Below are 22,574 nucleotides of genomic sequence, written 5' to 3'. Positions count from 1 at the left end.
TCGATGCGCTGCCGCCTGTTTCGGGATCGTGCCTGCGTGCCCACACTCTGCCAGCCCAACGTTGAATTCCCCGCGGAGCACGAGCGGCCCGTGTTTCGCTCGCAGCCACCGGGATGCTCACCCAAGCGGAGTCTCGGCCGCTGTCGGCGCGTCCAAGGACCTCGCGGCCAGCGCCGCACGCCTACGCGCCTCGCGAACCGCATCAGACCGTGTTGTATGGCCTTGTTCAGGAGCACCTCGCGACCTACGTCGCGCACGTACGCGGCCCCGCTCCCGAAGTACGTTGTCGCCGCCTTCGATGACTACCTCGACTGTGGCGATCTCGCGCGAGGTTTCGTCCGATGTCACTGCGATGGCTGCGGTCACGATGTGCTCGTCGCCTTCTCATGCAAGCTCCGCGGCCCCCGCCCCAGCTGCGCCTCGCGCCGGATGTCCAATGAGGCGGCGACGCTCGTCGATCGTATCTTGCCCAACGTGCCCGTCAGGCAGTGCGTCATGTCGCTTCCGTTTGAGCTGCGTGCGCTTGCGGCCAAAAGGTCCGACGTCCTCGCGGCGATGGAGCGCATCTTCGCGGAGGAGAGCGCCCGCGTGACCACGCGGCTCGCGAGCATCGCCGGCGCACGGACGGGCTCGGTCGGGTTCCCTCAGAGATTCGGCTCGAGCTTGAACGTTCACGTCCATTTTCACACGCTGGCAATCGACGGCGTTTTCGAGAAGACCGCCATGGGCGTGCGCTTCCACGATGCGCCGCCGCCTCCAAAGGACGATGTCAGCGAGGTGGCGCGACGGGTGCGCGAGCGTGCGCTTCTTTGGCTACGGCGCCGCGGCTACATCGACGAGCGCGCGGCCGAGGAGCGCAGCAACGAGACCATCGAGCCCTCCGCGCTCGATGCGTGTACCCAGCTCGCACTCGCAGGTGGAGCGTATCTTGCGCGGCCTTTCGAGCACGAGGATGCGCGTGCTTTCCACGATCACCCACTCAGCGGTGGTGCGCCGCATCCTCGATCATCTGAACTTGCCCTCGCAGCCCCGAACGGAAGCACCCGCGCGCGATCCACTCCGCCGGGGGCGCTCAGTGCGGGGCGACCTGAGATCCGTGGAGGACCTTGAGCCGGACCAACCAGCGGCGGTCCCCCAAGTGATGTGCGACCTGTGCGACGCGTCGGCCCGGAGCGCGGGATGATGAGCGTGCTCTTCCCGGTGCCGGCCGCTCCGACCCGGCGCAGCCCTGGCCCGGCACCGCCTGACGCGTCAGCCAATGTGCGTGTGGAGGAACTCGACCGTGCGCTGCCACGCGAGCGCGGCGCTCTTCGGCTCGAACTTGGACGAATCGGTCGAGCGCATGAACGCGTGGCCGGCGTCGTAGACGTAGAGATCCATCGCGCCTCCACCGGAGCGCGCCGCCTTCTGGATCTCTTCGGCTACGGAAGGGTTCGCCCAGTCGTCCACCTTGGCGTAGTGCCCGCAGATGGGCGTCTTCACCTCGGCGAACTCCTCCGGTGCGATCCGCGGAAGACCGTAGAACGGGACCGCCGCCTCCAGGGCCGGCCGCACGTAACGTGCCGCAGCGAGGGTGAGCGCGCCACCCAAGCAGAAGCCCGCGACCGCGACTCTCCCGTTGCACCGGGGATGCGAGCGCAGGTAGCCGACCGCGTGGCCGAGCTCACCTACGGCCTTCTGGAAGTCGAAGGCGCCGATCAGCTTCGCCGCCTCCTCGTCGTTCTCGGCGAGCTTGCCGTGATAGAGGTCGGGGGCGAGCGCGAGGAAGCCCGCCTGCGCGAACTGCTGGCAGTGCGCTCGCATCACCTCGTTGAGGCCGTGCCACTCGTGGACCACGACGAGCCCCCCGACCTTGCCCGAGCCAGGCGGCTCGGAGAGGGCGCCCTTCATCTGCCCCGCGTTCCCCAACGAAAACGTCACCATCGTCGTCATGTTGTCCTGCTCCTTTCGTCACTCACTTCTCTTCACCAGGGCACGGGGCCGCGCGCGTCGAAGAACCCGCCGGTCGGGCCGGCGTCGTCGAGGAGCGCGAGCCTCACGGACGCGCGGGCGCCTTCCTCGACGGTCTGCGTGCCGCGGTGGCCATTCAGGTCGGTCGCGGTGTAACCGGGGTCCGCGGCGTTGACCTTGATGCCTGTCGGGGCGAGCTCCTTCGCATACTGCACCGTCACCATGTTGAGCGCCGCCTTGGAGGCGGGGTACGCGATGGCGTTGAACGACGCGTACTCCCACGCTGGGTCGCCGTGGTTCGCGAGCCCGCCGAGCCCGCTCGACACCATGACGATGCGCGCCGCGGGCGACGCTCGTCGGAGCAGCGGGAGCATCGCATTCGTCACGGCGATGGCAGCGAAGACGTTGACCTCGAACACGTGGCGCACCTCGTCGAGTCGCGTCGCGCTCGGCGTGGAGCGGCCGAGGAGGATGCCCGCGTTGTTCACGAGGACATCCAGCCGCCCGAGGTCGCGCTCGATCGTGCGAGGCGCTTCGGCGACGCTCGCGGCGTCCGTCACGTCGAGCGCGATGAAGCGCGCGTCGATGCCTTCTCGGCGCAGCGCCGCAGCGGCTCGCGCGCCGCGCTCCTCGTCGCGTGCTCCGACGAGCACCGTCATGCTCGCGCGGCCGAGCTGGCGGGCGGTCTCGAGGCCGATCCCCTTGTTCGCGCCCGTGACGAGCGCTGTTCGCTGGACGTTCATGCCCTCCATCTACGACCGAGCGCCCAGAGGAGATTGGGCGATCTTGGCTCGACCCGCGTGCTTGGGGAGCAGGGAGCAGCCCGAGAACGCCCTGGCGCCGAGAAGGGCCGCGCGGTATCGTCCTCGGCGTGGATCTCTCGGCGGCGCAGCGCGGGCGGAGCCGGATCGCATTCTCACGCCCGGCTGCGCTCCCCGGCCTCACCGTCGGGCAGTTCCGGAGCGACGGGCCCCTGTTCACCTGCGTGACGGACCGCTACGCCACCGCGCTCCACTTCAGTGGCCGCTCCGAGTGGTCGCTTCGAGGCGCGCGCTGGTCGAGCGGCCCGGGCACGATCGACGTGAAGGTCCCCGGAGAGGTCTTCGCAGAGCACGCCCGCCAAGGCCAGCGGCGGTTTCAAGTCGTGATCTTCGACGCGCGCATGGTCGACGAGGCGCGCGCGACGCTGGACTCTCCCGCGTCGCCCCCGACGGAGAACGCGCTCTGCGCGCACGACCCGCGCGCTGCACCGTTGGCGGCGTTGCATCGCTCGCTGCTTCGCGGCGACGCGACGCCTCTCGAGCTCGCGGGTGTGTCGTCCGAGGCGCTCGCCGCCCTGTGCGAGCTCACCACCATGCGCCGAGATCCGCCCCGTCCGCGCAGCGCGTGGGCTCACGCGGTGACGCGCGCGCGCGAGCTCCTCGATGCGCGGTTCACCGAATCGATCGCGCTCGACGAGCTCGCCGCCCACGCGCGACTCGACAAGTTCCGCCTCTGTCGTGCCTTCCGCGAGGAGGTAGGGCTTCCCCCGCACGCGTACGTGACCTACCGGCGCGTCGGCCTCGCAGGGGCGCTGCTCGCCCGGGGAGTCCCTCAGGCGGAGGTCGCTGCGCGCGTGGGGCTCTACGACCAGAGCCAGCTCCACCGGCATTTCAAGCGCATCGCGGGGGTGACGCCGGGGGCGTACGCCCGAGCCGCCCGCTGACTCTTTCTCCTCGACGCGCCGCGCCTCGCCTACGCCTGCCGGATCAGCCTGTCGATCTCCGGCGGGATGCAGCCGTAGCCTTCGGCGGCGGCGAGCAAGGCGGCGTTGTGAGGCAGCCCGAGCAGGAAGCTCCGCGAATAAGGGGTGCCCTCGAGGCTCTTGAGGCGGCGGAGCAAGGGGGCGATCCCGCGGGCCATGGCGTCGCGGGCGCCGCGGAGGTCGCCGATGTCGACGTACGCGCCGTGGAGGGCGAGGTAGATGGGAGCCTCGTTGAGCAGGCTGGGGGGCGGGTAGTGAAAGCAAACGGGATCGACAAGGAGTGCAACGGAGGACGCCGATCGCGAACGTGCGTCGCATGAGCTTCGCCCATTCGATGCGCGGCGCTGTTGCGAGCAGCAGGCCACCGAGGAGCCTGTCGAGGTGGCGGACGGAGATGCCGAAGTCGGTGATCGCCACTTCCCCGGAAGCAACGGCGGCCGCGCGAGGCGCCGATGGCGTGATCGCGACGTGCGGGCCGGCAGCGACTGCCGGAGACGAACACGCCCCGTCCGCAGCCGCGGGCGGCGGCGCCGCGATCGCGATGGTCGATGGCGTACGAGGCGGGTCCGGAAGCGGTGTGTCGTGCTTCGCGTGCTCTAGGACCTGACCGACCTCGCGCGTTCGCAGGTGACCGAGTTCGTTCCACACGAGCTCGGTGCCGTCTTCGTGATAAGCCCCGTCGAGGAAGACCACGTGCAGATGCGGATTGAGCCGCATGTCGCCGGACGTGCGTTGCACGACGGTCACCGCGCCGCTCTTGACCGCGCCGCACGCGCCTCGGCGCGCGGCGCGCTCTTCGTAGAACCGCTCCACGCTCTCGACGAAGATGCGGGTCAGCACGCCGAACAACGCCCCGTCCTGCGCGAGCCTGCGCCGCCACGGAAACGGAAACGTCAACACCCACGGACGGTGCGCCACCTCGGGCAGGACGTCCTCGATCAGGTTCGCCGCCGTGGCACACATGCGTCGGCCCAGACACGACGGGCAGAAACCGCGTCCTTTACAGATGAAGGCCACCAGCCGACTCTCTTCGCAGCGCTCGCACCGGAGCCGCGCGAACCCGCGGCAGAGCAGCCCGCAGTCGAGGTAGGCTTCGAGCTCCTTCTTCGCGTACTTGGGTATCCGGACGGCGATGGCGCCGTCGTCGATGGCCCCGTACAGCGTCTCCACGTTGTCGCGCACGATCTCGTAGAGCGTCGTCTTCTCGGGACGACGGCGCTCGTAGACGACGCCCGTGGTGCGAGCCGCGCTGGCCACACGGCGCCGACACCGCACGCCGCACGCCACGCGGTGAGGGCGCGTTTTCGCCGCGAATTTCGACAACCAGCCGGGCTATCGCCCATGGCGGCGCCATGGCGGGGCGGCGGGCCGCGACGCTCGCTGCCGCGGCGGCGGAGGCGCTCGCCGAGCACCCGGCTCGCGCTCGATATGTCGGCGCGCGAGAACGCAGAGCGCGAGGCTCGTCGGCCATATGCTGAGGAGCGAGGACGCGCCGAATAGATGAGCGCGCGGTGGACATCTCGGGCGCTCCGCTCTGCGGGCGGAAGATGGTGTTGAGCGCGGCCGGGTAGCGTCGCGCGTCTTCCGCCACTAGCGGCGCCGCGACAAGAGCGCGCGGGCCGGCTCGGGGAACGTGGGGGCGAGCTCGTCGCAGAGCGCCCGCTCGCGCTCGGCCATCTTGACGAACAGCGCGTCGAGCTCGGCGCGACCGCGGCCCGCGTGCGCCGCCAGCGCCGCCCGCGACCCCAGCGGAGCCTGCTCGCGCAGCATCGCCGCCCGGTCGCGCGCCGCCGCCCAGCTCGGAACGTCGCAGACGGCGAGGTGCTCCTGGAGCCAGGCCCAGCCGAACGCCTTGCCCTGCTCGAACGTGGCCGCGTCGTTGCTGGTGCTGTTGGCGGCGAGGCCGAGGTTCGCGAAGCTACCGTCGACGCCGTCGAGCGAGAAGCGGCGCGACGCGAGCAGCGCATCGATGGCGAACGCGGGCCCGGCGCTCGCCACCCACCAGGTGACCAGCTCCTCCACGGGCACCACGTCCCGCGGGTCGCGCTTCTGCTGCAGGACGACGAGCGCGGCTCCCTCCACCTCGGGCGACTCGAGCTGCGGATAACCCATGAACCACCCGCGCGAAAAGTTGGCGTGCCACCAACGAGCCTACGCCGAGAAATACGGCGCCGCGGCTTCAAGCCGCGGGACGCTGAGCCCGAGTCGCCGAGCCTCGTCCAGCACGTCACGGCAAACGAGCCTCAGCTCCTCTGGGTTCGTGTGGCTCTCCAGAACGAGCCTGGCCGGAGCGCTGAGCTTCAGGATGAGCTTGAGAACCAGCGCAACCAGCAAGGGCGGTGCTCGGAAGAGAACGGCGCTGGCGTGAGCCTCGGCGTTGACCCCCCGCGCGATCAGCAGAGGCAAGAGCTCGTGGACGTTCAGCACGGCCTGCCGAAGCTGGCTTATCGAGCCCGTCACGCCGTGGAGCGACCCTACCCGCAAGGCATGGGCATGGAGCCCGGCGTTTTGGGCGAAGTGGATCCACAGCCACCCGCGAAAGTCCCGCTGCTCGTTGATCCCGAAGCCGGCTTTGCGGAACAGGTCGCGAGCCGTCAGCTCCCGCGCGGAGGGATCGGTGCCAAAGGTGCCGAATTGGACCCTGGGAAACAACGAGCCTCGCAGCACCCCTTTTTCGTCGAACCCACCGCCCGCCATGGGGAAACCCCAAGCCACCTGGCTAGCGGGCAGGCCAGCGGTCGCCGCCTGGGGATCGGTCCAGAGATTGGTGAAGACCAGCACGGTGGCCTTCCCGACCCGCGGCCCCAAGAAGGCGACGGCCTCGGCAAAGTGGTAGTGCTGAACGCTGAGCAGGATCAGATCGTAGTCGTGATCGACCGGAAGGTCCTCCCGAAGGCGCACCTGCCAGGTCTCTTCGACCAGGACCCCGGTGAGCTTGGTCCGAAGATCCAAGAACTTCAGGGGCACCGCAGGACCGTACTTCGCCGCCCGACCCGGCCTGACGTAAAAATCCACGGTGTGGCCCGCTTTTTCCAGAGCCCAGCCGTAAAACGTCGCGATCACACCGCGTCCGAACATCAAAATCTTCACGGATCGCTCTCCTCGCAGAGGTTCGTGTTATAAGAGGAACCAGATTCCGGATACTATTCGGAATCAAATTCCGTTTGTCAAGCCGCGCTCGGACCGATCGGACGTCGCGCGGCCCCGAAGGTGCGACTCATGGCGCAGTCAGGCGATTCCTCTTCGAGCAAGCCTCTCCGGGCAGATGCCCGCCGAAACCGGGAAGCGCTGCTCGCTACCGCGCGCGAGGCGTTCACGGCCGGCGAGCTGGACATCCGGATCGAGGAGATCGCCAGGCGGGCGGGGGTGGGCGTGGGGACGCTCTACCGGCACTTCGAGACCCGGGAAGTCCTCATCGAGGCGGTGTACCGACAGGAGATTGACGCGTTGTACGCGTCCACAGCCGACCTGATGGCCAGGCTCCCGGCCGACGAGGCGTTGTCCGCGTTCCTGCACCACCTGGTGAGGCTCCGGGCTGCGAACGTGGGACTCGGAAAGATCCTGATGGCCATCATGTCCGCTAGCTCGATCGGCTACGCTTATGGCGACCAGCGGCTGCAGGAGGCGCTCGAGCGCCTGATGGCGGCTGCTGCCAACACGGGTCGTATCCGGGCCGATGTGGCGCCCCAGACCGTGGTCATGGCGCTGCGCTCGCTCTGCATCATCAACGATGAACCGGAGTGGGAAGATCAGGCAGGTGCCATGATTGACTTGATCCTTGACGGACTGCGCTTCGGGGCGGCCGCGAAGCGCAAGTAACCGCCCCGGAGCCGCCGAGCCGACGGCATCTCGGCCGCGGCGAGGCGGTGGGCTGGTCTGCCTCGTGCTCACTCCGGTCCGGCTCCGCTGCGGCCATGTCGCGCAACGCAGGCGGGGAGCCGAACGAGAGGGGAGAGCAGGATGGAGTACCGAAAGCTGTGGAGGACCAGTCCGTCACCTGACCCTACCTGCCATAGGGGAAGGACGGCCAGCTCGCGAAAAGGCAGCGATCCGCAGAAGTAACACCAATGGTACTCGAGCACGAGCGAAGGACGGCAACGACGAGAGGAGCAGGTCCTTGGCTTACGGAGAAACGACAGGCGATGTTCTACCCATCAAGTGCCGACGCGCGCCACGATAGCATTGTGATCCCGGCAACTGACATGTGACTCTGTCCACTGATGGAGGCGATCGCCTCAAGTTCGTCATAGACGGAGCCAAGGAGAAGCCAGCCGGTGGCGAGTTGCTGACCCTTGCCAATTACGTCAACAACGAAGGAGTGCGGGTCATCGTGTTCATGGGGACAAGTCCAAGACGCGACGTGGCCGCCTTTTGTGTAGGGTTCAATGGATAGGTCGACCAATTGAAGTCCGAGTTGTTCGGAGATCCTTGAACAGACGCGCTCGGCCGCTTCCCGTGTGCGCGCATCGAGCCATGCCTTCCAAATGGACTTCCTTTGCATCGCGTAGCTCCGGGGTCTGCCCAACTATCAATCGATTGGTCAGCCGAAGCCGCCGGACCACTTCTCTAGCTCGTCGCCTTTTGTGAGCTACCCCCGCGGAAAGTCTCACGGATCGGCTCTGCGCCGCAAGGCCCAAATGCTGTCCAGCGCCATCGGGTAAACCCATCTAACACCGGCGGCAGTCGACGCCTTTCCAGGGGGCCGGGGGCGCCTGGAGGGGGCGCAGCGCACGCGCAGCCGGAGGCGTCGCGCCGGGGTGACACGACGCGGCCGCCCCATCGGGAGGTTGCCGGGCACATACCGCTCGACGATCGGCGCGAACTTGCTCATCTCCCCGGTGCTGGCGGCGGGCTGAGCAGCCGGCCGATCGCCTCGTGAATGGCCCGGGCCGCCACCTCATCTCCGAGGGCCACGGCGCGGCGCAGGGTGCTGGCGAGAGAGGCGAGCACCGCCGCCCGCGGCGACACGTCGGTCGGCGCGAGCTCTCCGGGCGCTGCTCGCTGCTTGGGCCCACGTTGAAACCACTGCTGCCGATGGAGAGCGGCCCGGCTACAGGCCCCCTCAACTCCCGGGGCAAGCGACGGATCGCGACGGTTCGCCCCCGCGGAATCGTCCCGCCAGAAACACCGGTCGATGACGAGCGGTCGCCGGAAGCAGTAGCGATTTTCGTAGTTTTCGCCTGTTTCGCCGCCGAGGGCGGCTCCGGTGTGGCCCAACGGGGCGTCCACCGCCGCCGCTTCGCCCGCGATACTGACGCGCGATCCCTGACGGCGGACTTGCTGACACCTTGAGTCGCGCCGTCGCCCTCGGATTGGCGCGATCGGACTGGTCGTGACGACTCGATCTCGGTAGGTTCTTCGCGATGAACGGTGACGTCGTCCGCCTCTCGTCAGCGGTGCGCGCTCGGCTCGCGCGCGTCGGCGCGAACGTGCCCCATGCCACCGCCGCCGCGCGGGCGCCGTCCAGCGGCGAGCTGAGCACCGCGCAGTTTTTCACCTTCTGGGAAGCGCTCGGCGCGTCGTCGCCGCACGACGTCGGGCTTCGTCTGGCGATGGAGACGCAGGTGCACGAGTACGACATCTCGTCGCTCGCGGCGCTGCACTCTCCCGACCTGGGCACCGCCTTAACCAAGCTCGCCCGCTACAAGCGGCTTTGCGGGCCGAAGGACATGGCCATCGACACGACGGGGAAAGAGGTGACGATCCACACAACCTACCTGCACACGCCAGGCCCCATGCCCCCGCGTCTGGTCGACGCATCGCTCGCCTCGCTCCTCGTGCTCTTGCAGCGAGGCAGCGGGCTCCCGCTCGCGCCGAAGCGCGTCGAGCTCTCTCGCGCGCGCAGCGACGAGCCGATGCTGCTGCGTTTCTTCGGCTGTCCGCTGCGGTTCCGCGCGAAGCGCGACGCGCTCGTCCTCGAGGAGCGCCTCCTGACAACGCCGTTCATCACGCACAACGCCGACCTGTTGCAGGTGCTCGTCCCCACCCTCGACCAGAAGCTCGCGCCTCTCGAGCATGGTTCGTTCGTCGAGCAGGTCCGCGCGGTGGTCGCTCGCCGCATGGCGGGCGAGCGGCCGAGCATCGCGAAGGTGGCGCGCGAGCTGTCGCTCAGCACGCGCACGCTACAGCGGCGCCTGGGCGAGCTGGGGGTCAGCTATCAGCGCGTGCTCGACGAGGTCCGGCACCACGCCGCGCTGCGCCTCCTGCGCACCGACGACGTCGACGTCAACGAGATCGCCTTCCTGCTCGGCTTCGATGAGGTCAACTCCTTCACGCGGGCGTTCCGAGCCTGGGAGGGGACGACCCCGAGCCGCTGGCGCGATTCGATTCATTTGTGGCGCGATCGGATTTGAACGCTGGCGCCTTGCGCACGATGCTTCGTGCATGACGGAGAACAACTCGCAAGTATGGTTCATCACCGGAAGCTCGCGGGGGCTCGGCCGCGCCCTCGCCCTCGCCGTGCTCGCCGCCGGGCACCGCGTCGTCGCCTCGGCGCGCAGGCCCGCCGATCTCGATGACCTCGTGAAACAGCATGGCAATCGCGTGAAGACAGTGGCGCTCGACGTCACGCAGCCCGCGCAGGCCGTGAGCGCGGTCAAGGAAGCGGTCGACGTCTTCGGTCGCATCGACGTGCTCGTCAACAATGCGGGCTACGCGAACGTCGACTCGGCTGAAGATATCCCGCTCGACGATTTCCGCGCGCAGATCGACACCAATTTCTACGGCGTCGTACATGTCACGCGCGCGGTGCTGCCCGTGATGCGCGAGCAGCGCAGCGGGCGCATCCTGCAGATCAGCTCCATCGGCGGACGGCGTGGCGGCACGCCGGGTCTGAGCGCGTACCAGGCGGCGAAGTTCGCCGTCGCGGGCTTCAGCGAGGTTGTCCTCAACGAGGTCGCGCCGCTCGGCATCCAGGTCACCATCGTCGAGCCGGGCGGCTTTGGCACCGACTGGGCTGGCAGTTCGATGACGATCTACCCATCGCAGCTCGACTACGAAGGCACCGTGGGCGCGACCAACAAGCGGCTCCGGGGCAACCCCGGCGCGGCGCGCGGCGTACCCGAGAAGGCCGCGAAGGCGCTGCTCGAGCTTGCGTCGATGGACAGGCAGCCGCGGCGCCTGCTGCTGGGGAGCGACGCGTACGTGCTCGCCAAGCTGACGCTGCAAGAGCTCGGTGCCAGCGATGATGCCCACCGGGCCCTCAGCGCGAGCACCGACGCCGACGGCATAGCCGACTTCGCCGACACCGACGTGGGGCGAGCGATGCTGAAGCTGCACCACAACTGACGAGAGCGCAAAGCGAGGACACCATGGAACTTCATCTGAAAGACAAGCGCGCGCTCGTCACCGGATCGAGCTCGGGCATCGTCGGGCGAGGCTATCCGGAGGCGCGCCGGGCGCCGCCGGGCGATCTCGAGCGCGGGCGCAGGCCGCTCTTCGCCGCCCGCTTCGGCTTCGGCGCGTCCGCCCGCGGGAGGAGATTCTCCCCTCCCCACGCCATCACCGCATCGATGAAGGCGCGGAGCTGCGGCGGCATGAACTCCCGCTCCGCGTAGACCACCGCGATGTGCGAGTCCGCCTGGATCGCGCCTGGCAGCACGTGCAGGAGGGCGCCGCTCTCGAGGTGAGGGCGCACGAGCTGCTGCGGCAAGAGCGCGATGCCGAGGCCCTGGAGCGCGGCGTCGCAGAGCAGGAGGAGGTCGTTCGTGAAGAGCGCACCCTCGACCTGGAACTTACCGCCGGAGGACGGCCAGTGCGTCTGCGGCAGCTCCCCCCGGGCGAAGCCCATCATGCAGCGGTGGCTCCGCAGATCACGGCGCGTGCGCGGCGTGCCGCGGGCCTCGAGGTACGCGGGCGAGGCGACCGCGAGGAGCGGCATGCGCGCCAGCGTCCGGGCGACGAGGCCGGGCTCGAGCGCGCTGCTCGCGCGGAGCGCGACGTCGTAGCCGCCGCGCTGGAGGTCGACGTACTGGGTCGTGCTGTGGACGTGGAGGCGGACCTCGGGGTAGCGCCGCGCAAAATCGCAGATCATCGCGTTGAAGCTCGTGTCCGTCATCGGCGGCACCGAGACGCGCAGCTCGCCGCGCATGGCGCCGTCGGCCTTGCGCACGCTCGCCTCGGCGTGGTGGACGGCGTCGAGCACGATGCGGGCGTGGCGGTAGAGCGCCTCGCCCGCGTCGGTGAGGGCGAGGCTGCGCGTCGTCCGGCGGAGCAAGCGCACGCCGAGCCGCTCCTCCAGCCGCGCGAGGCGGCGGCTGATGGTGGCGCGAGGGACGCCGAGCTCGGCGGCGGCGCGGGACAGGGATCGGGCCTCCACGGTCTTCGAGAAGGCGAGGAGCTCGGAGGTCTCGAGGGGTTCGTCCATTTGGATCAAATCCTGTCAGGTGCTTCCAACTGTTGATGCATTGTTACAGGCGTGTCCAGGCCTCAGAATGCCCGCTCATGAACGACAAGGCACGCACCATCGGCTACTGGATCGCGACGAGCCTCCTCGGCTTCGCCTTCGCCGCAGGCGGGCTCGCCGATCTCTCTGGCTCCCCCCAGGTCCTCGAGGGCATGGCGCACCTCGGCTACCCGGCCTATTTCGCCGCCATCCTCGGCGTATGGAAGGTGGCCCGCGTCGGCGAGCACGCGCTCGCGACCTGAGGCGGGATCTCACGGAACGACTCGCCCCACCTCACCCACGTACCACCGAGCAAGCATCATGAGCGACCAACTCCTCCAGCAAGTCCTCCTCGAAGCCCGCACCCACAACGGATGGCTCGCCGAGCCCATCGACGACGCGACCCTGCACCGCCTCTACGAGGCCCTGCGCCTCGGTCCGACCGCGGCCAACAGCGTGCCGGCGCGGGTCGTCTTCGTAAAGAGCCCTGAGGCCAAGGAGCGCCTGCGCCCCTGCCTCGCGGAGGGCAACGTCGAGAAGACCATGAGCGCGCCCGTCACCGCGATCATCGCCTACGACACGCGCTTTCACGAGAAGATGCCGAAGCTCTTCCCGGCGCGCCCGACGATGGGCGAGGCCCTGGCCGGGATGCCGCCGGAGCAGCGCGACTTCTTTCTCCTCCAGAACGCCTCGCTCCAGGCCGGCTACCTGATCCTCGCGGCCCGCGCGCTCGGGCTCGACTGCGGGCCGATGGGCGGCTTCGACCGCGAGAAAGTCGACGCCGCGTTCTTCGCCGGCGTGCCGTGGAAATCGATCCTCCTCATCAACCTGGGCCACGGCGATCCGGCGAAGCTCTACCCGCGCAACCCCCGCCTCGATTTCGAAGAGGCCTGCCGTATCGCGTAGTCGACCGGCCCCCACCGGAGGTCTACGCGATGCCGCTGTCGCGCGGCGTCTGTCTCGCCTCCATTTGCAGGATGTAGCTTCCGTGGCGATGAGAGCGGAGTGGGCCGACCGGGTGGCGCGATGGGAGGAGACACGGCACCAGCCAGGGTTGCGTGAGGGGCAACAGCGCCCCTCACTCAAGGCTTCTCGCCGCCCGCCGGCGCCCCGCCCGGCGTCGCGTCCGCCGCCCCCGGCCCGAGCAGCGTGCCGCACATCGAACGGAGGCGCCGCTGGAAGCCAACATGGCCCCGCAAGCCGGCGGCATCCGTGCCAACATGCAGGAGCCCCTTCGCCGCTCCTTATCCAGCGCTGTAGTGGGCTCGGAGTCGAAGAAGGTCCGGCACACCGTCAGAAACACCGGTCGATAACGAGCCGTCGTCGGAAGCAGTAGCGCGTCCACGCGGGGGCCCACGCGCTTCATCGCCGGCGCTCACTCGCCTGGGAAGAGCTCCTTGGCCGTCATGTACTTCGCCCCGAGCGCTTGCGCGAACTCCCGGTCGCTTTCCATATCGCCGACCATAACCAGGTGCTCGCGCGCGAGCTTATGGCGCTGGATCAGCGATATCCCGAGCCCCGGCAGCGGCTTGCGACAGAAGCAGCCGACCGGAAACGCCGGGTGCGGGCAGTACACGACCTCGGCCACGGGCAGGCCGAGGAGCTCGATCGTCCGCGAGAACGCGGCCAGGACAGCCTCTTCGGTCACCGATCCCTTCGAGATGCCGCTCTGGTTTGACACGAAGAAGAGCGTGTATCCGTCGTTGACCCAGCGCTCCAGGGCCGCGCGCCGACCGGGCAGGAGCTCGACGTCGTCGGGGTCGCGCGGGTAGATTTCGCCGCTCTTTGTCGTTCGCAGCGTACCGTCTACGTCCAGGAGCAGGCCCTTGCCCGTGAAGAGCGGATCAACGCGCCGGGCAAACGGGATCTCCTCGACCACCGAGAAGCCCTCATCCACGTGCGGCGCCTCAAAATTCGCAGCCCACCGCGAGAGCGCCTGCGGCGGCGGCAGGTTGGGATCCTCTTTGCCGAGCGCTTTCATGTCCTCCGGCCCGAGCAGCTTGCCGTAGCGCTCGAGGACGCGGAGGACGACGTTCGCGTAGGCCTCGTTGATGGGCGTGGCCAGGTACCGGCACCGGACCGGCACGCGGTGCGCGTGCGCCATCCGGAGCACCGCATAGCGCGACGCGCGCGTGCCGTACGTATTGTCGAGGACCACCCGCGTTTGCCCCGAGGAGAGCAGCTCTCCGAGCTTCTTGACCACGCCGTCGAGCGTGCCGCCGAGCTCATCGCGGTTCAGGCGCGCGTACCCTTTGGCCGTGTAGCGGGCGACCTCCGACGATTTGCCTGCCCCTTGAATTCCCATGACCACGACCACCTCGGGCGCATCGCCGGGGCCTTCTCCGGGCTCGAGCTTGCGCAGGCCGGCGGGGATCACGGGGGGCGCGACCGAGGCCAGCACATCGGCCGTGGGCGCAAAGCTGATCTTCGAGAGGTCGGCTCGATCGCGCGCGCCAAAGGGGACCCGGAGCGCGCGCAAGCAGGACTCGACGCTCTCCCGCTTGGTCGCCCCGAACAGAGGAAGGACTGGGGGGCCGAGATCGAGCAGGGCCGCGAGGGCCGCCTCCTGGGACGTGATGGTGTGCCGCGCGGCGATGGGCTTGATCGCGCGGTTCTTGAGGAGGCTATCGACCTTGGCGTGACCGCCGATCGGCCGGTGGGCGAGGAACGGAATGCCCATTTGCCTGGCGAGCTCGAGGAGGCCTCGGGCTGCGCTGCCGCGATCGAGAACGCTCAGCTCCTCCTGGATGGCCCGCACCGGAAAGTGCCGCAGGGCCTGGTGGACCTCTGCGATGGATGTGTTGCTGAGGCCGAGGTGCTCGATGAGGCCCTCTTTCTGGAGCTCGGCGAGAGCGGCGAGGCTGTCTTCGAGGGGGGTCTTGGGGTCGGTCACGTGGAGGAGGAGCATGAAGATCCGCGAGACGCCGAGCGCCTTCAGGCTGCCCTCGACCGTGCGGCGCAGGTGGTCCCGGCTGCCGTTCGGGACCCATCGCCCTTTGGGTCGGGTGAGGCCCGCCTTGGTGATGACGCGCACGTCGTCGCGCGGGCCGGACCACGCGTCGAGCGCCTTGCGGACGAGGCGCTCTCCATAGTGGGCCTCGCGGTCGGTGAGGCAGTAAGAATCGGCGGTGTCGAGGAGGCGTATGCCTTGATCGAGGGCAACGTGGATGACGGCGGTCGCGTCCTCTTCGGAGGGGCGCCCCTCCGTGGCCAGCCGGAGCAGGCCGAGGCCGAGGGGAACGTCGAGGGGGCCTAGGACACCGTAGGGCGAGGGGGCGGGAGTCACGGAGACGATGACGTAGCCAGGTCCGCGGCTCGATGCAAGCGCCAGCGCTGATGTTGTGATGTTGCAGAGCTCGGCGGCGTGCGCAGCGAGCGGCCCTCGACGGGCCCGCGCTGCGCGCCGCGATGGCCGATATCGTGGCGCTCGTGCTCGCCGGTAAGCTCGCGGCGCCTGCATGGCAGACGTCTCCGCTGGCGCGTGTGAGCGGCGCTTACGCGCGGACCGAGGCGCGCGGGGTGAAGGGTCGTGATCTCTGCGCCGATGATCTCGTGGAATCGCTCCTCCTCAGGGATGGCAGTGCGACGGTTCGCCCCCGCGGAATCGTCCCGCCAGGATTGCTGACGCGCGGAACCAGGGCGGCTGAATGCCAAGGCTCCCTGGTGCGCGCCGGGATGCTCGGGAAAAAATCTACAATCACCGGCGCGCGCGAGGGCCCATGGTGCGCGCATGACCCGACACGACCGCAACGCTTTTCATCTCGCCGACACCTACGTGCAGCTCCTCGACGGCGGCGCCGCGAAGCTGATCCCTGTGGACGCCGAGTTCTGGGCGAAAATCGGCGAGCGCGAGGAGCTGCACGCCGGCCGCATGGTGGGCCTCTTTCACATGAACGAGAGCCCCGATCACCGCGAGGTCCACCCCCGTGGCGACGAGATCCTGATCCTGATCTCCGGCTCGGTCGACGTCGTGCTGGAAGACGAGGGCGGCGAGCGCGTGATCCAGCTGCGCGATCAGGGCACGTGCATCGTGCCTCGCGGCGTCTGGCACCGGCAGATCGTGCGCGCGCCGAGCGTGATGATCTTCATCACGCCCGGCGAGGGTACCCAGCACCGCGCGTGCTGATCCCACGCGGCGCGCGCTTCACGGACCAACCCACAGAGCCATGTAAACGTCGTCGAGGTACTCGTTCGGACCGATCTTCAGCCGCCTCGTCTTACGCCCCTCTTCGACGAACCCGAGGGATCGATACAGCGCGATCGCGGGCTCGTTCGACGAGCGCACCTGAAGCTCGACCTTTTCAACGCGCGGGTTTGACCGCGCCCAGCGCAGGAGCGCGTTCATGAGGGCTCTGCCAACGCCTTGGCGTTGATGGCCTTCGTGAACGGCGATCATCAGCCTGACGACGTGCGACGTCGCGGCAAGCGAGAGCGGTTCCAAGAACGCATGCCCGACGACCGTGCCCGCGTGTTCGGCGACGAGATAGATGCCGCCGCGGCGAGCGTCGAGGTCGACGATCTTCTTTCGAAGCTCGTCGTCGACGATCTCGTCGGGCCTCGAGGCGAGCTTCCCCGGAACGCTCGCGATCGCGCGCTCGGCTGCCGCGAGCAGCGGCGCGTCCTCTGGCCGTGCTTCTCGGATCAAAGGCACATCGAACCCCATGACGTTCTCTTATCACTCGACGGGACCGGTCGCAGACGAGGTCACGCGGAGAGCTCGTCCTCGCGGCCCGGAGCGGTTGACCGGACGGCCCGGCGGACAGGGGGCGACGTGGATTTCAGGCCCTACAGGCGCCCAGCACAGGCCTCATCGCTGTCCCATCGGGGGAGCACCAGCCGCTCGGCGGTCGCAACCGTGCCTCGCGCGTCGGTCACCACCCCCCTGATCCGGAGCGGCTGGCCAATGGCACAAGCTGGCTCGCGGAGCACGGCCGGCCATCCGATGAACTCGCACCGGCCGTCCTCGAGCTCCGTGAGCACGATCCTCCCCCGGCTGGTCGTCGCCGAGGACGGATCGCTGATCACGGTCGTCGTGACCTCGAGCTCGACGCCCTCGGGCTCCAGGCCGAGCGTCCGAAGGCTGGTCCACACGTGCCAGCCGCCCTGCGCGCCGTGGGCGAGCTCGACCTCCTGGCCGTCGGCCAGCGGCTCGAACTGCCACTCGCCGGTGCCGAGCTCGGCGATGCCCTGCGCCCCCGGCTCGTCCCCGCCGGCGCAGCCAGGAGCGAGCGCGAGGAGCACGGCGAGACCGGCGGCGGCGGTCGAGCAGGTCACGGCGTGGACTCCTACGAGCGCCGGCGGCGGCGCGCGGCCACCAGCAGCCCGAGCAACGCGCCGCTGAGGCCGACGGCGCTGCCAGCCTGGCCGCCGGCGTTGCAGCCTCCAGAGGCGGCCGCGACGGAGGGCGGCGGCACATCGACAGGTCGGCCACCCGGCAGCGAATCGGGCAGCTGCGGGACGCGCCGGTCGTAGAAGGACGCGGGGACGGGCTCGTCGGGAAGCACGCAGGTCGTCGCGCGGCTGCCGTCGGCGGCGATCGTGCCCACCGCCACATAACCGGTCGAGCAACTGCAGGTCGGCGTCATGTTCATGGGCACGCACTTGCCGTTCGCGCCGCAATCGAACGTCGCACAGGGATCCGCGAGCGGCGGCGCGTCGGGGAGCGCCCGGTCACCCGGGTTGAGGAACGACATGCGGAGGTCCTGGCAGGTCACCGTCGGCCGACCCGACGGATCGAACGTGGTGCGCGCGGTCGTCCCGGGCACGCACGCGCAGGCGGCCACGGGCTGGGCGCCGTCTGCGCCCTCGACGACGCGGCACAGGCCGCCTGCGCCGCACGCAGCGAAGTCGCACGGCGACGCGGCGCCGGCAGCCTCGGCGCCCGGAACGCCCACGCACAGGTCACGGTCATCGACGTAGCGCGGGAGCAGGTGGGTGTTCGACACCACGGGACCGTCGGTGCGCCGGAAGATCGGATCGACGGTCATCTCCTCGGGCGACAGGCGGGTATAGAGCCGGGTGATGGTCGTGTTGCCCTCCAGGAGCGGCAGCAGCGCGTCGCGCGCGGCCACCTGCTCCGCGTCCGAGCTCATCGTGTTGCCGACCTGCTCGGCGATGCCGGCCGTCGGTCCGCTCATCTCCGTCACGAAGCCGCGACCGCCGGCCTCGTCGACGCCGCGCGCGACGAGCGCCGTCCAGTTCGTCTGCACCGGCCACTGGTTCGCGTTCCAGACGATCTGGTTGTCGTCGATCTCGACGTCCGGCCAGTTGGCCGGCCCATAGCGCCGGTCGCCGAGGATCATCACGGTGATGCCCATCTCCGGCTCGGCCGCGATCGCCGTCAGCCGGATCGGGATCGACGGCGACCCCGACGGAAGCGTGAAGCGGAACGGCTGGATGTCGGTGACCTCAGCGTCCGGCTTGAGCCGCAGCGCGAGGAACTTCATCCCCTCGCTCGTATAGATGCCGATGTACGGCGCCATCGCGTCGTTGACGCGGAAGTTGTTTGTGCGAAGCCAGTCGATGAGCGCCGCGGGATCGGTCGACTCGACCACGGCCACGTCGTACGGCCCGACCTCTTCCCGGATGTGCACCGTGACGTCGCCGTCGTCGGTGCCGTCCGCGGTGACCCCGCCCCCCGCGGACTCGGGGAAGGCGGGGTAGCAGTTCGGGTCGTTGGGCCACTGGAACTGCGGGCCCGTCGCTGTATCGAGGGCGGTGAGCGCAAGCTGCGGGAACACAGCGAGGCTCTCCACCGCTGGCACCTCGGCCAGCGGAACCACCCAGGCGAAGTCCGGCGCCGCGCCCGCATACTGGATCTGCGTCACCATCGTGACCGACCCATCCTGGTTCGTCGCGAACAAGATCCGCTCCGCGGTCTGGTCCACCGGCTGTCGTCCGCAAAAGAATCCGCCGCACGCCTCAGCGGGTCGTGGCGCAGTCATCAGCGCCGCAGCCGCCGCCATCACCGTAGCCACCCATAGCTTGCGCATGGTCTACATCCTCCTCGCCCGACCGATCGGGCGAACGCCCCCCAGGCAAACACAGTGCCATGCGCAAGAAAAGGCGATTCCTGGGTACGACGACGCCGGGGTCGACCGATCCAGGGGGACGACCGACCGAGGAAGGGTGGATCGCCGCGCTCACCTCAGGGGAAAGAAGGTCCCTTGTGGGCACCGCCTTCCTCCTGGGAAAGGAACGCTGTATTCAGCAGCTGATTCGAGAGGAACGGCCTTGCGTGGACGAGCCAAGCTTGCCCTCGCGGAGCCCGCTTTCGAGAGCGCATCCGCTCGCCGTTCGGGGCCGCCTTCGGAGATAGCGTCGATTCATGACAAGCGTACTCGCGATCATCAGCGCCGCCGCGCTCGCCGGTCTGGAGAAGCAACACGGGGCGTGCGAGCCGGGAAGCGTCCTTCCCCTCGACCGCTACCTGAGCCGACACCGCGCCCTCGAGCCCCTCACCGAGGGAGGCACGCTCTACCTGGCCACGGTGCGGCAGCCCGGAGAGCGCCTCTGGCTCGTGGCCGCGCTCCGCTTCCCCCAGGCAGAGGCGGAGATGTGGACGGCAGAGGTGAACGTCGCTCCCATCACCGACATCACCGATCTCGTCGGCAACCTGCGCTTCTCGAGCGGCAAGGGCCTGACGGCGGCGCCCGGGAAGCTCGCGATGTCGCTCCAGACGCCCCGCGCCCTCACCGACGACGACCAGGTCTTGCTCGAAGCGCGCGTCAGCCCGAGCGCGCGCGCTGCGTACGAGGCCGCCAAGCGAGACGCGCTGCCGCCCAGGAAGGCCGAGAAGTCCGCGATGAAGCCGACCAGGAAGGGCCAGCCAGACGCCATCGCCGCGCCGGCCCCCGTGGACGACCTCGATCTCGTCGCCGCGCTCGCGAACATCGGCGACTGGCGGCGCCTGTCGAAGAGCGGCAAGGAACGCGTGCTCGCCGAGCTCCTGAAGCGCCTCGCGGCGGAGGCTTCCGGACCGAGCTTCGAGCTCGCCGCGCCGCACGTGGGCAGCGACGGTCTCGGCGTCCTGCGCGACACCGAGACGGGGCACGAGTTTGTGGTCGTGCCCGGCGGCGTAGCGCGCATGGGCTTCGCGCCCGACGACATGCTCACCTGCTGGGCAGCGGCCGACCTCGGCGACGTCGACGACGCGGCGTTCCAGGACGGCTTCCGCTCGGCGCGGCCCCCGCGCTGGTTCCGCCTTCCGCCGTTCCTGGTCGCGCGCCGAGGCGCTCCGTGCACGGACGACGAGCGCGACGGCTACCTCGCCGAGGCCGCCCGGCGTGGCTACCGCGAGATCCGTGAGGTGGAGTGGGAATGGTGCGCCCAGGAGGGCGGCGCCGTCTCGTTCGTGGGGATGGCGCGGGGCGCGCCCGACTTCTCGCCGAACCAGGAGCCCGCGCCCCTCGATCCCACCGGCTTCGGGCTCCACGAGCTCATCGACGAGCCCTGCCGCATGGCCGACGCCTTCCACCCGACCTGGGACGCCGCGCTCGAGACAGGTGACTTCCCGCCAGGCCCGGGCGGCGCCCCGCGCGCCCTCCGGCTCGCGCACACCCAGTGGCAGTCCCGCGAGGAGCTGATCGCCTGGCACCGCGCGGCGCGGGCCTGCGAGTCGGAGCACACGCAGGGCACCCTCCGCCTCGTGCGCGACTTGCCCTGCAAGGACGAGGCGCTCGACCTGCTCGCCCGCGTCGCTCTGCCCACCGAGGCGCCCATCGCGCGCCTGCTCGAGGCGCTCGGCGGCAAAACGCCCGACAGGAAGCGCGCGCTCCGCGTCCTCGACGATCTCGCCACCGACCCCGCCGGCGCGCCCGAAGCTCCCGCGCTCCTCGCCCACCTCGTGAAGGGCGACCCGGCGTGGGATCCGAAGGTGCACCTCCACGCGCTCCGGCTCGGTATCCGCATGGCCGAGGACCGTGGAGCGCGCGAGGAGCGCCCCACAGCGCGCGCCGCCGCGCGCGCGGCCCTCGCCAGCCACGAGCCCACGCTCGCCGCGTGGCTCGGGGACGCGGCGCCAAACATCCGCGCCCACGCCCTCTACGCTCTCTCCCACATCGCGCCGTCGAACACGACGCGGGCGGCCGTGCTCGAGCTCGCGCGGAGCGAGAAGCAGGAGCCGACGCGCATGGCCGCCCTGCTCTGCCTCGGCGCGTGGTTGGCGCGCGAGCAGGACACCGAGGCGCACGAGCTGCTCGCGGGCGCCGTGAAGGGACGCTCGGCTCCCCTCGCCTCGGTCGCCGCGCTCGCGCTCGCGCTCGGCACCCCGCTCGAGCGACTGCCCGAGGGAGGGCTCTTGCGCCTCTGCCAGGCGCTCGGCCTGAAGTCCAAGGCCGCCGACGCCCTGCCCTTCTGGGATGGAAACCTCCGTGAGCGCGCCTTCGCGATCCTCCGGAACGCGAGCGAGGCCACGCGCGAGGAGGCCGCGCGCTCCCTGCTCGCGCCGCTCGAGGGCCCGGACGCCCCCTCCGCGAAGATCGTGGCGCTCGGGCTGGCGCTCCTGTTCCCGCCTCGGCCGAACGAGGGCGAGACGGTCCGCCCCGAGGCGCTCTCCCCCATGGCGCGGCGCCTGCTCGAGCTCACCGCCGAGCGCGAGGTCGACGCCCCTGTCGACTTCGAATCCTACGCCGTGCCCCGGCCCCTCGCCCTGCGCCGCGCGCTGATCGGCCTCGGCCCCCCGCTCCCGAGCGATCGGCTGGTGCGCCTCCGCTTCGGCGAGGAGGACGTGGAGCTGCCCCTCTGGCGGGCCAGCGAACGCATCGACGCCGAAGACGACGACCGAGCCAAGGAGGCACTGAAGAAGCTCGTCGCCGGCCTCTCGCCGCTCGAACGTCTCGCGCTCTGGCTCGATCCCCGCCGGCCCCGCGACCTCGACCTTCCCGACTCGCCCAAAGGCCAACGGAAGCTCATCGCCGACGCGGTGGCCCAGGACAGAGGTGCAACTCTGGCGCTCGCCCAGGCCGAGCTCGCGCGCCTCGACGACCTTCGCGCGCGCGGCGCCGAGGTCAAATACTCGACCGTGCTCCGGCTCTTCGCCTGCCTCGTCGAGCGTGGGAAAGAGCTTGATCCGAGCCTCCTCGGCCACCTCGATCTCACGCTGAAGGAATCCGAGTCGCTGCCCGAGGAGGTGTGGCGCGCGCTGCCACAGACCACGGCGCACGAGCTGCTCGAACGCACCGCCACGGCCTTCCTCGACGAAGAGCTCGCCGATTTGCAGACCCTGCGCACCAGGTCGCGCGGCGAGAAGGTCGTCGACGCGGCGCTCCTGCTCCAGAGCTTGCGCGGGCTCAAGCTCGGCCTCCTGCTCATGGCCCCCTTCGGCGCCCGCTGGAAGGCCGAGGAGATCGAGCCCACGCTCGACGCCTGGCCGGAGGCGAAATCGTTCGTGGGCACCTTCAGCGCCGACTACGCCAAGGTGAGCAGCGTCCGCGCCGCCGTCGACTTCATCCTCGCTCAGCGCCCGAAGCTGGGAGTTTGAGCGCCGGGCGGCGGTGC

19 protein-coding genes and 2 pseudogenes are annotated in these 22,574 nt (G+C 69.7%); 10 read left to right on the top strand and 11 right to left on the bottom strand.

Annotated elements, in window-relative coordinates:
- Positions 1–3: 3 nt before the first annotated feature.
- Positions 4–492, top strand: a pseudogene (locus tag WME79_RS17660) (transposase zinc-binding domain-containing protein); the annotation flags it as partial.
- Between the two features lie 3 nt (positions 493–495).
- A complete protein-coding gene (locus WME79_RS17655) occupies positions 496–1,110 on the top strand; it encodes a transposase (protein WP_437539862.1) in 615 nt (204 codons plus the stop codon).
- Between the two features lie 141 nt (positions 1,111–1,251).
- Here WME79_RS17655 and WME79_RS17650 read toward each other — a convergent pair whose 3' ends face one another.
- Positions 1,252–1,932 (bottom strand): dienelactone hydrolase family protein, encoded by a 681-nt coding sequence (locus WME79_RS17650; protein ID WP_437537058.1) that lies wholly within the window; start codon positions 1,930–1,932, stop codon positions 1,252–1,254.
- A 32-nt stretch (positions 1,933–1,964) separates the two neighbouring features.
- Positions 1,965–2,693, bottom strand: coding sequence for an SDR family oxidoreductase (locus WME79_RS17645; protein ID WP_437537056.1), 729 nt, complete (start codon positions 2,691–2,693; stop codon positions 1,965–1,967).
- Positions 2,694–2,821: 128 nt separating this feature from the next.
- On the opposite strand from WME79_RS17645, the gene WME79_RS17640 reads away from it, so the two are divergent.
- Positions 2,822–3,655 (top strand): helix-turn-helix transcriptional regulator, encoded by an 834-nt coding sequence (locus WME79_RS17640; protein ID WP_437537053.1) that lies wholly within the window; start codon positions 2,822–2,824, stop codon positions 3,653–3,655.
- A gap of 29 nt (positions 3,656–3,684) precedes the next feature.
- Here WME79_RS17640 and WME79_RS17635 read toward each other — a convergent pair whose 3' ends face one another.
- From WME79_RS17635 to WME79_RS17620, 4 genes and pseudogenes are all read right to left on the bottom strand, one after another.
- On the bottom strand, positions 3,685–3,852 hold the full coding sequence (locus tag WME79_RS17635; RefSeq protein WP_437537050.1) for a hypothetical protein: 168 nt from the start codon (positions 3,850–3,852) through the stop codon (positions 3,685–3,687).
- Between the two features lie 742 nt (positions 3,853–4,594).
- Positions 4,595–4,864: pseudogene (locus WME79_RS17630) on the bottom strand (transposase zinc-binding domain-containing protein); the annotation flags it as partial.
- Positions 4,865–5,284: 420 nt separating this feature from the next.
- Positions 5,285–5,806 carry a hypothetical protein gene (locus WME79_RS17625; protein ID WP_437537047.1) on the bottom strand — a complete coding sequence of 174 codons (522 nt, stop codon included), beginning with the start codon at positions 5,804–5,806 and terminating at the stop codon, positions 5,285–5,287.
- A 39-nt stretch (positions 5,807–5,845) separates the two neighbouring features.
- Positions 5,846–6,784 carry a ketopantoate reductase family protein gene (locus tag WME79_RS17620; protein ID WP_437537044.1) on the bottom strand — a complete coding sequence of 313 codons (939 nt, stop codon included), beginning with the start codon at positions 6,782–6,784 and terminating at the stop codon, positions 5,846–5,848.
- A 129-nt stretch (positions 6,785–6,913) separates the two neighbouring features.
- Here WME79_RS17620 and WME79_RS17615 point away from each other — a divergent pair, with 129 nt between their 5' ends.
- The 3 genes from WME79_RS17615 (at position 6,914) to WME79_RS17605 (ending at position 10,981) form a co-directional block, all read left to right on the top strand.
- Complete coding sequence (locus tag WME79_RS17615; protein ID WP_437537041.1) at positions 6,914–7,513, top strand: TetR/AcrR family transcriptional regulator; 600 nt, start codon at positions 6,914–6,916, stop codon at positions 7,511–7,513.
- A 1,544-nt stretch (positions 7,514–9,057) separates the two neighbouring features.
- Positions 9,058–10,047, top strand: coding sequence for an AraC family transcriptional regulator ligand-binding domain-containing protein (locus tag WME79_RS17610; protein WP_437537038.1), 990 nt, complete (start codon positions 9,058–9,060; stop codon positions 10,045–10,047).
- Positions 10,048–10,078: 31 nt separating this feature from the next.
- Positions 10,079–10,981, top strand: a complete 903-nt coding sequence (locus tag WME79_RS17605) for an SDR family NAD(P)-dependent oxidoreductase (protein WP_437537035.1) — start codon at positions 10,079–10,081, stop codon at positions 10,979–10,981.
- Positions 10,982–11,072: 91 nt separating this feature from the next.
- Here WME79_RS17605 and WME79_RS17600 read toward each other — a convergent pair whose 3' ends face one another.
- Positions 11,073–12,059, bottom strand: coding sequence for a LysR family transcriptional regulator (locus tag WME79_RS17600; protein ID WP_437537032.1), 987 nt, complete (start codon positions 12,057–12,059; stop codon positions 11,073–11,075).
- Between the two features lie 77 nt (positions 12,060–12,136).
- Between WME79_RS17600 and WME79_RS17595 the strand changes: the two genes are divergently transcribed.
- Together WME79_RS17595 and WME79_RS17590 are read left to right on the top strand one after the other, a co-directional pair.
- Positions 12,137–12,340: a DoxX family protein gene (locus tag WME79_RS17595; RefSeq protein WP_437537029.1), complete on the top strand. Its 204-nt coding sequence runs from the start codon at positions 12,137–12,139 to the stop codon at positions 12,338–12,340.
- Positions 12,341–12,398: 58 nt separating this feature from the next.
- Entirely contained in the window at positions 12,399–12,983 is a 585-nt protein-coding gene (locus tag WME79_RS17590) for a malonic semialdehyde reductase (RefSeq protein ID WP_437537026.1), read from the top strand.
- Between the two features lie 469 nt (positions 12,984–13,452).
- Here WME79_RS17590 and WME79_RS17585 read toward each other — a convergent pair whose 3' ends face one another.
- Positions 13,453–15,363, bottom strand: coding sequence for an aldo/keto reductase (locus WME79_RS17585; protein WP_437537023.1), 1,911 nt, complete (start codon positions 15,361–15,363; stop codon positions 13,453–13,455).
- A gap of 444 nt (positions 15,364–15,807) precedes the next feature.
- Here WME79_RS17585 and WME79_RS17580 point away from each other — a divergent pair, with 444 nt between their 5' ends.
- On the top strand, positions 15,808–16,203 hold the full coding sequence (locus WME79_RS17580) for a cupin domain-containing protein (RefSeq protein ID WP_437537020.1): 396 nt from the start codon (positions 15,808–15,810) through the stop codon (positions 16,201–16,203).
- Between the two features lie 18 nt (positions 16,204–16,221).
- On the opposite strand, the gene WME79_RS17575 is transcribed toward WME79_RS17580, so the two are convergent.
- The 3 genes from WME79_RS17575 to WME79_RS17565 form a co-directional block, all read right to left on the bottom strand.
- The gene (locus WME79_RS17575) at positions 16,222–16,740 is read right to left on the bottom strand and encodes an N-acetyltransferase family protein (protein WP_437537017.1); all 519 of its coding nucleotides are present in this window, start codon (positions 16,738–16,740) and stop codon (positions 16,222–16,224) included.
- Between the two features lie 122 nt (positions 16,741–16,862).
- The gene (locus tag WME79_RS17570) at positions 16,863–17,351 is read right to left on the bottom strand and encodes a hypothetical protein (protein WP_437537014.1); all 489 of its coding nucleotides are present in this window, start codon (positions 17,349–17,351) and stop codon (positions 16,863–16,865) included.
- An 11-nt stretch (positions 17,352–17,362) separates the two neighbouring features.
- Positions 17,363–19,069, bottom strand: a complete 1,707-nt coding sequence (locus tag WME79_RS17565; protein WP_437537011.1) for a DUF2330 domain-containing protein — start codon at positions 19,067–19,069, stop codon at positions 17,363–17,365.
- A gap of 335 nt (positions 19,070–19,404) precedes the next feature.
- On the opposite strand from WME79_RS17565, the gene WME79_RS17560 reads away from it, so the two are divergent.
- Positions 19,405–22,557, top strand: coding sequence for a hypothetical protein (locus WME79_RS17560; RefSeq protein WP_437537008.1), 3,153 nt, complete (start codon positions 19,405–19,407; stop codon positions 22,555–22,557).
- The last annotated feature ends 17 nt before the right edge of the window (positions 22,558–22,574 follow it).

It is taken from the genome of Sorangium sp. So ce726, from assembly GCF_051521405.1.
Classification (GTDB): domain Bacteria; phylum Myxococcota_A; class Polyangia; order Polyangiales; family Polyangiaceae; genus Sorangium.
The sequence above is the reverse complement of the archived record's forward strand: the minus strand, read 5'-3'. Positions and strand labels throughout refer to the sequence as shown.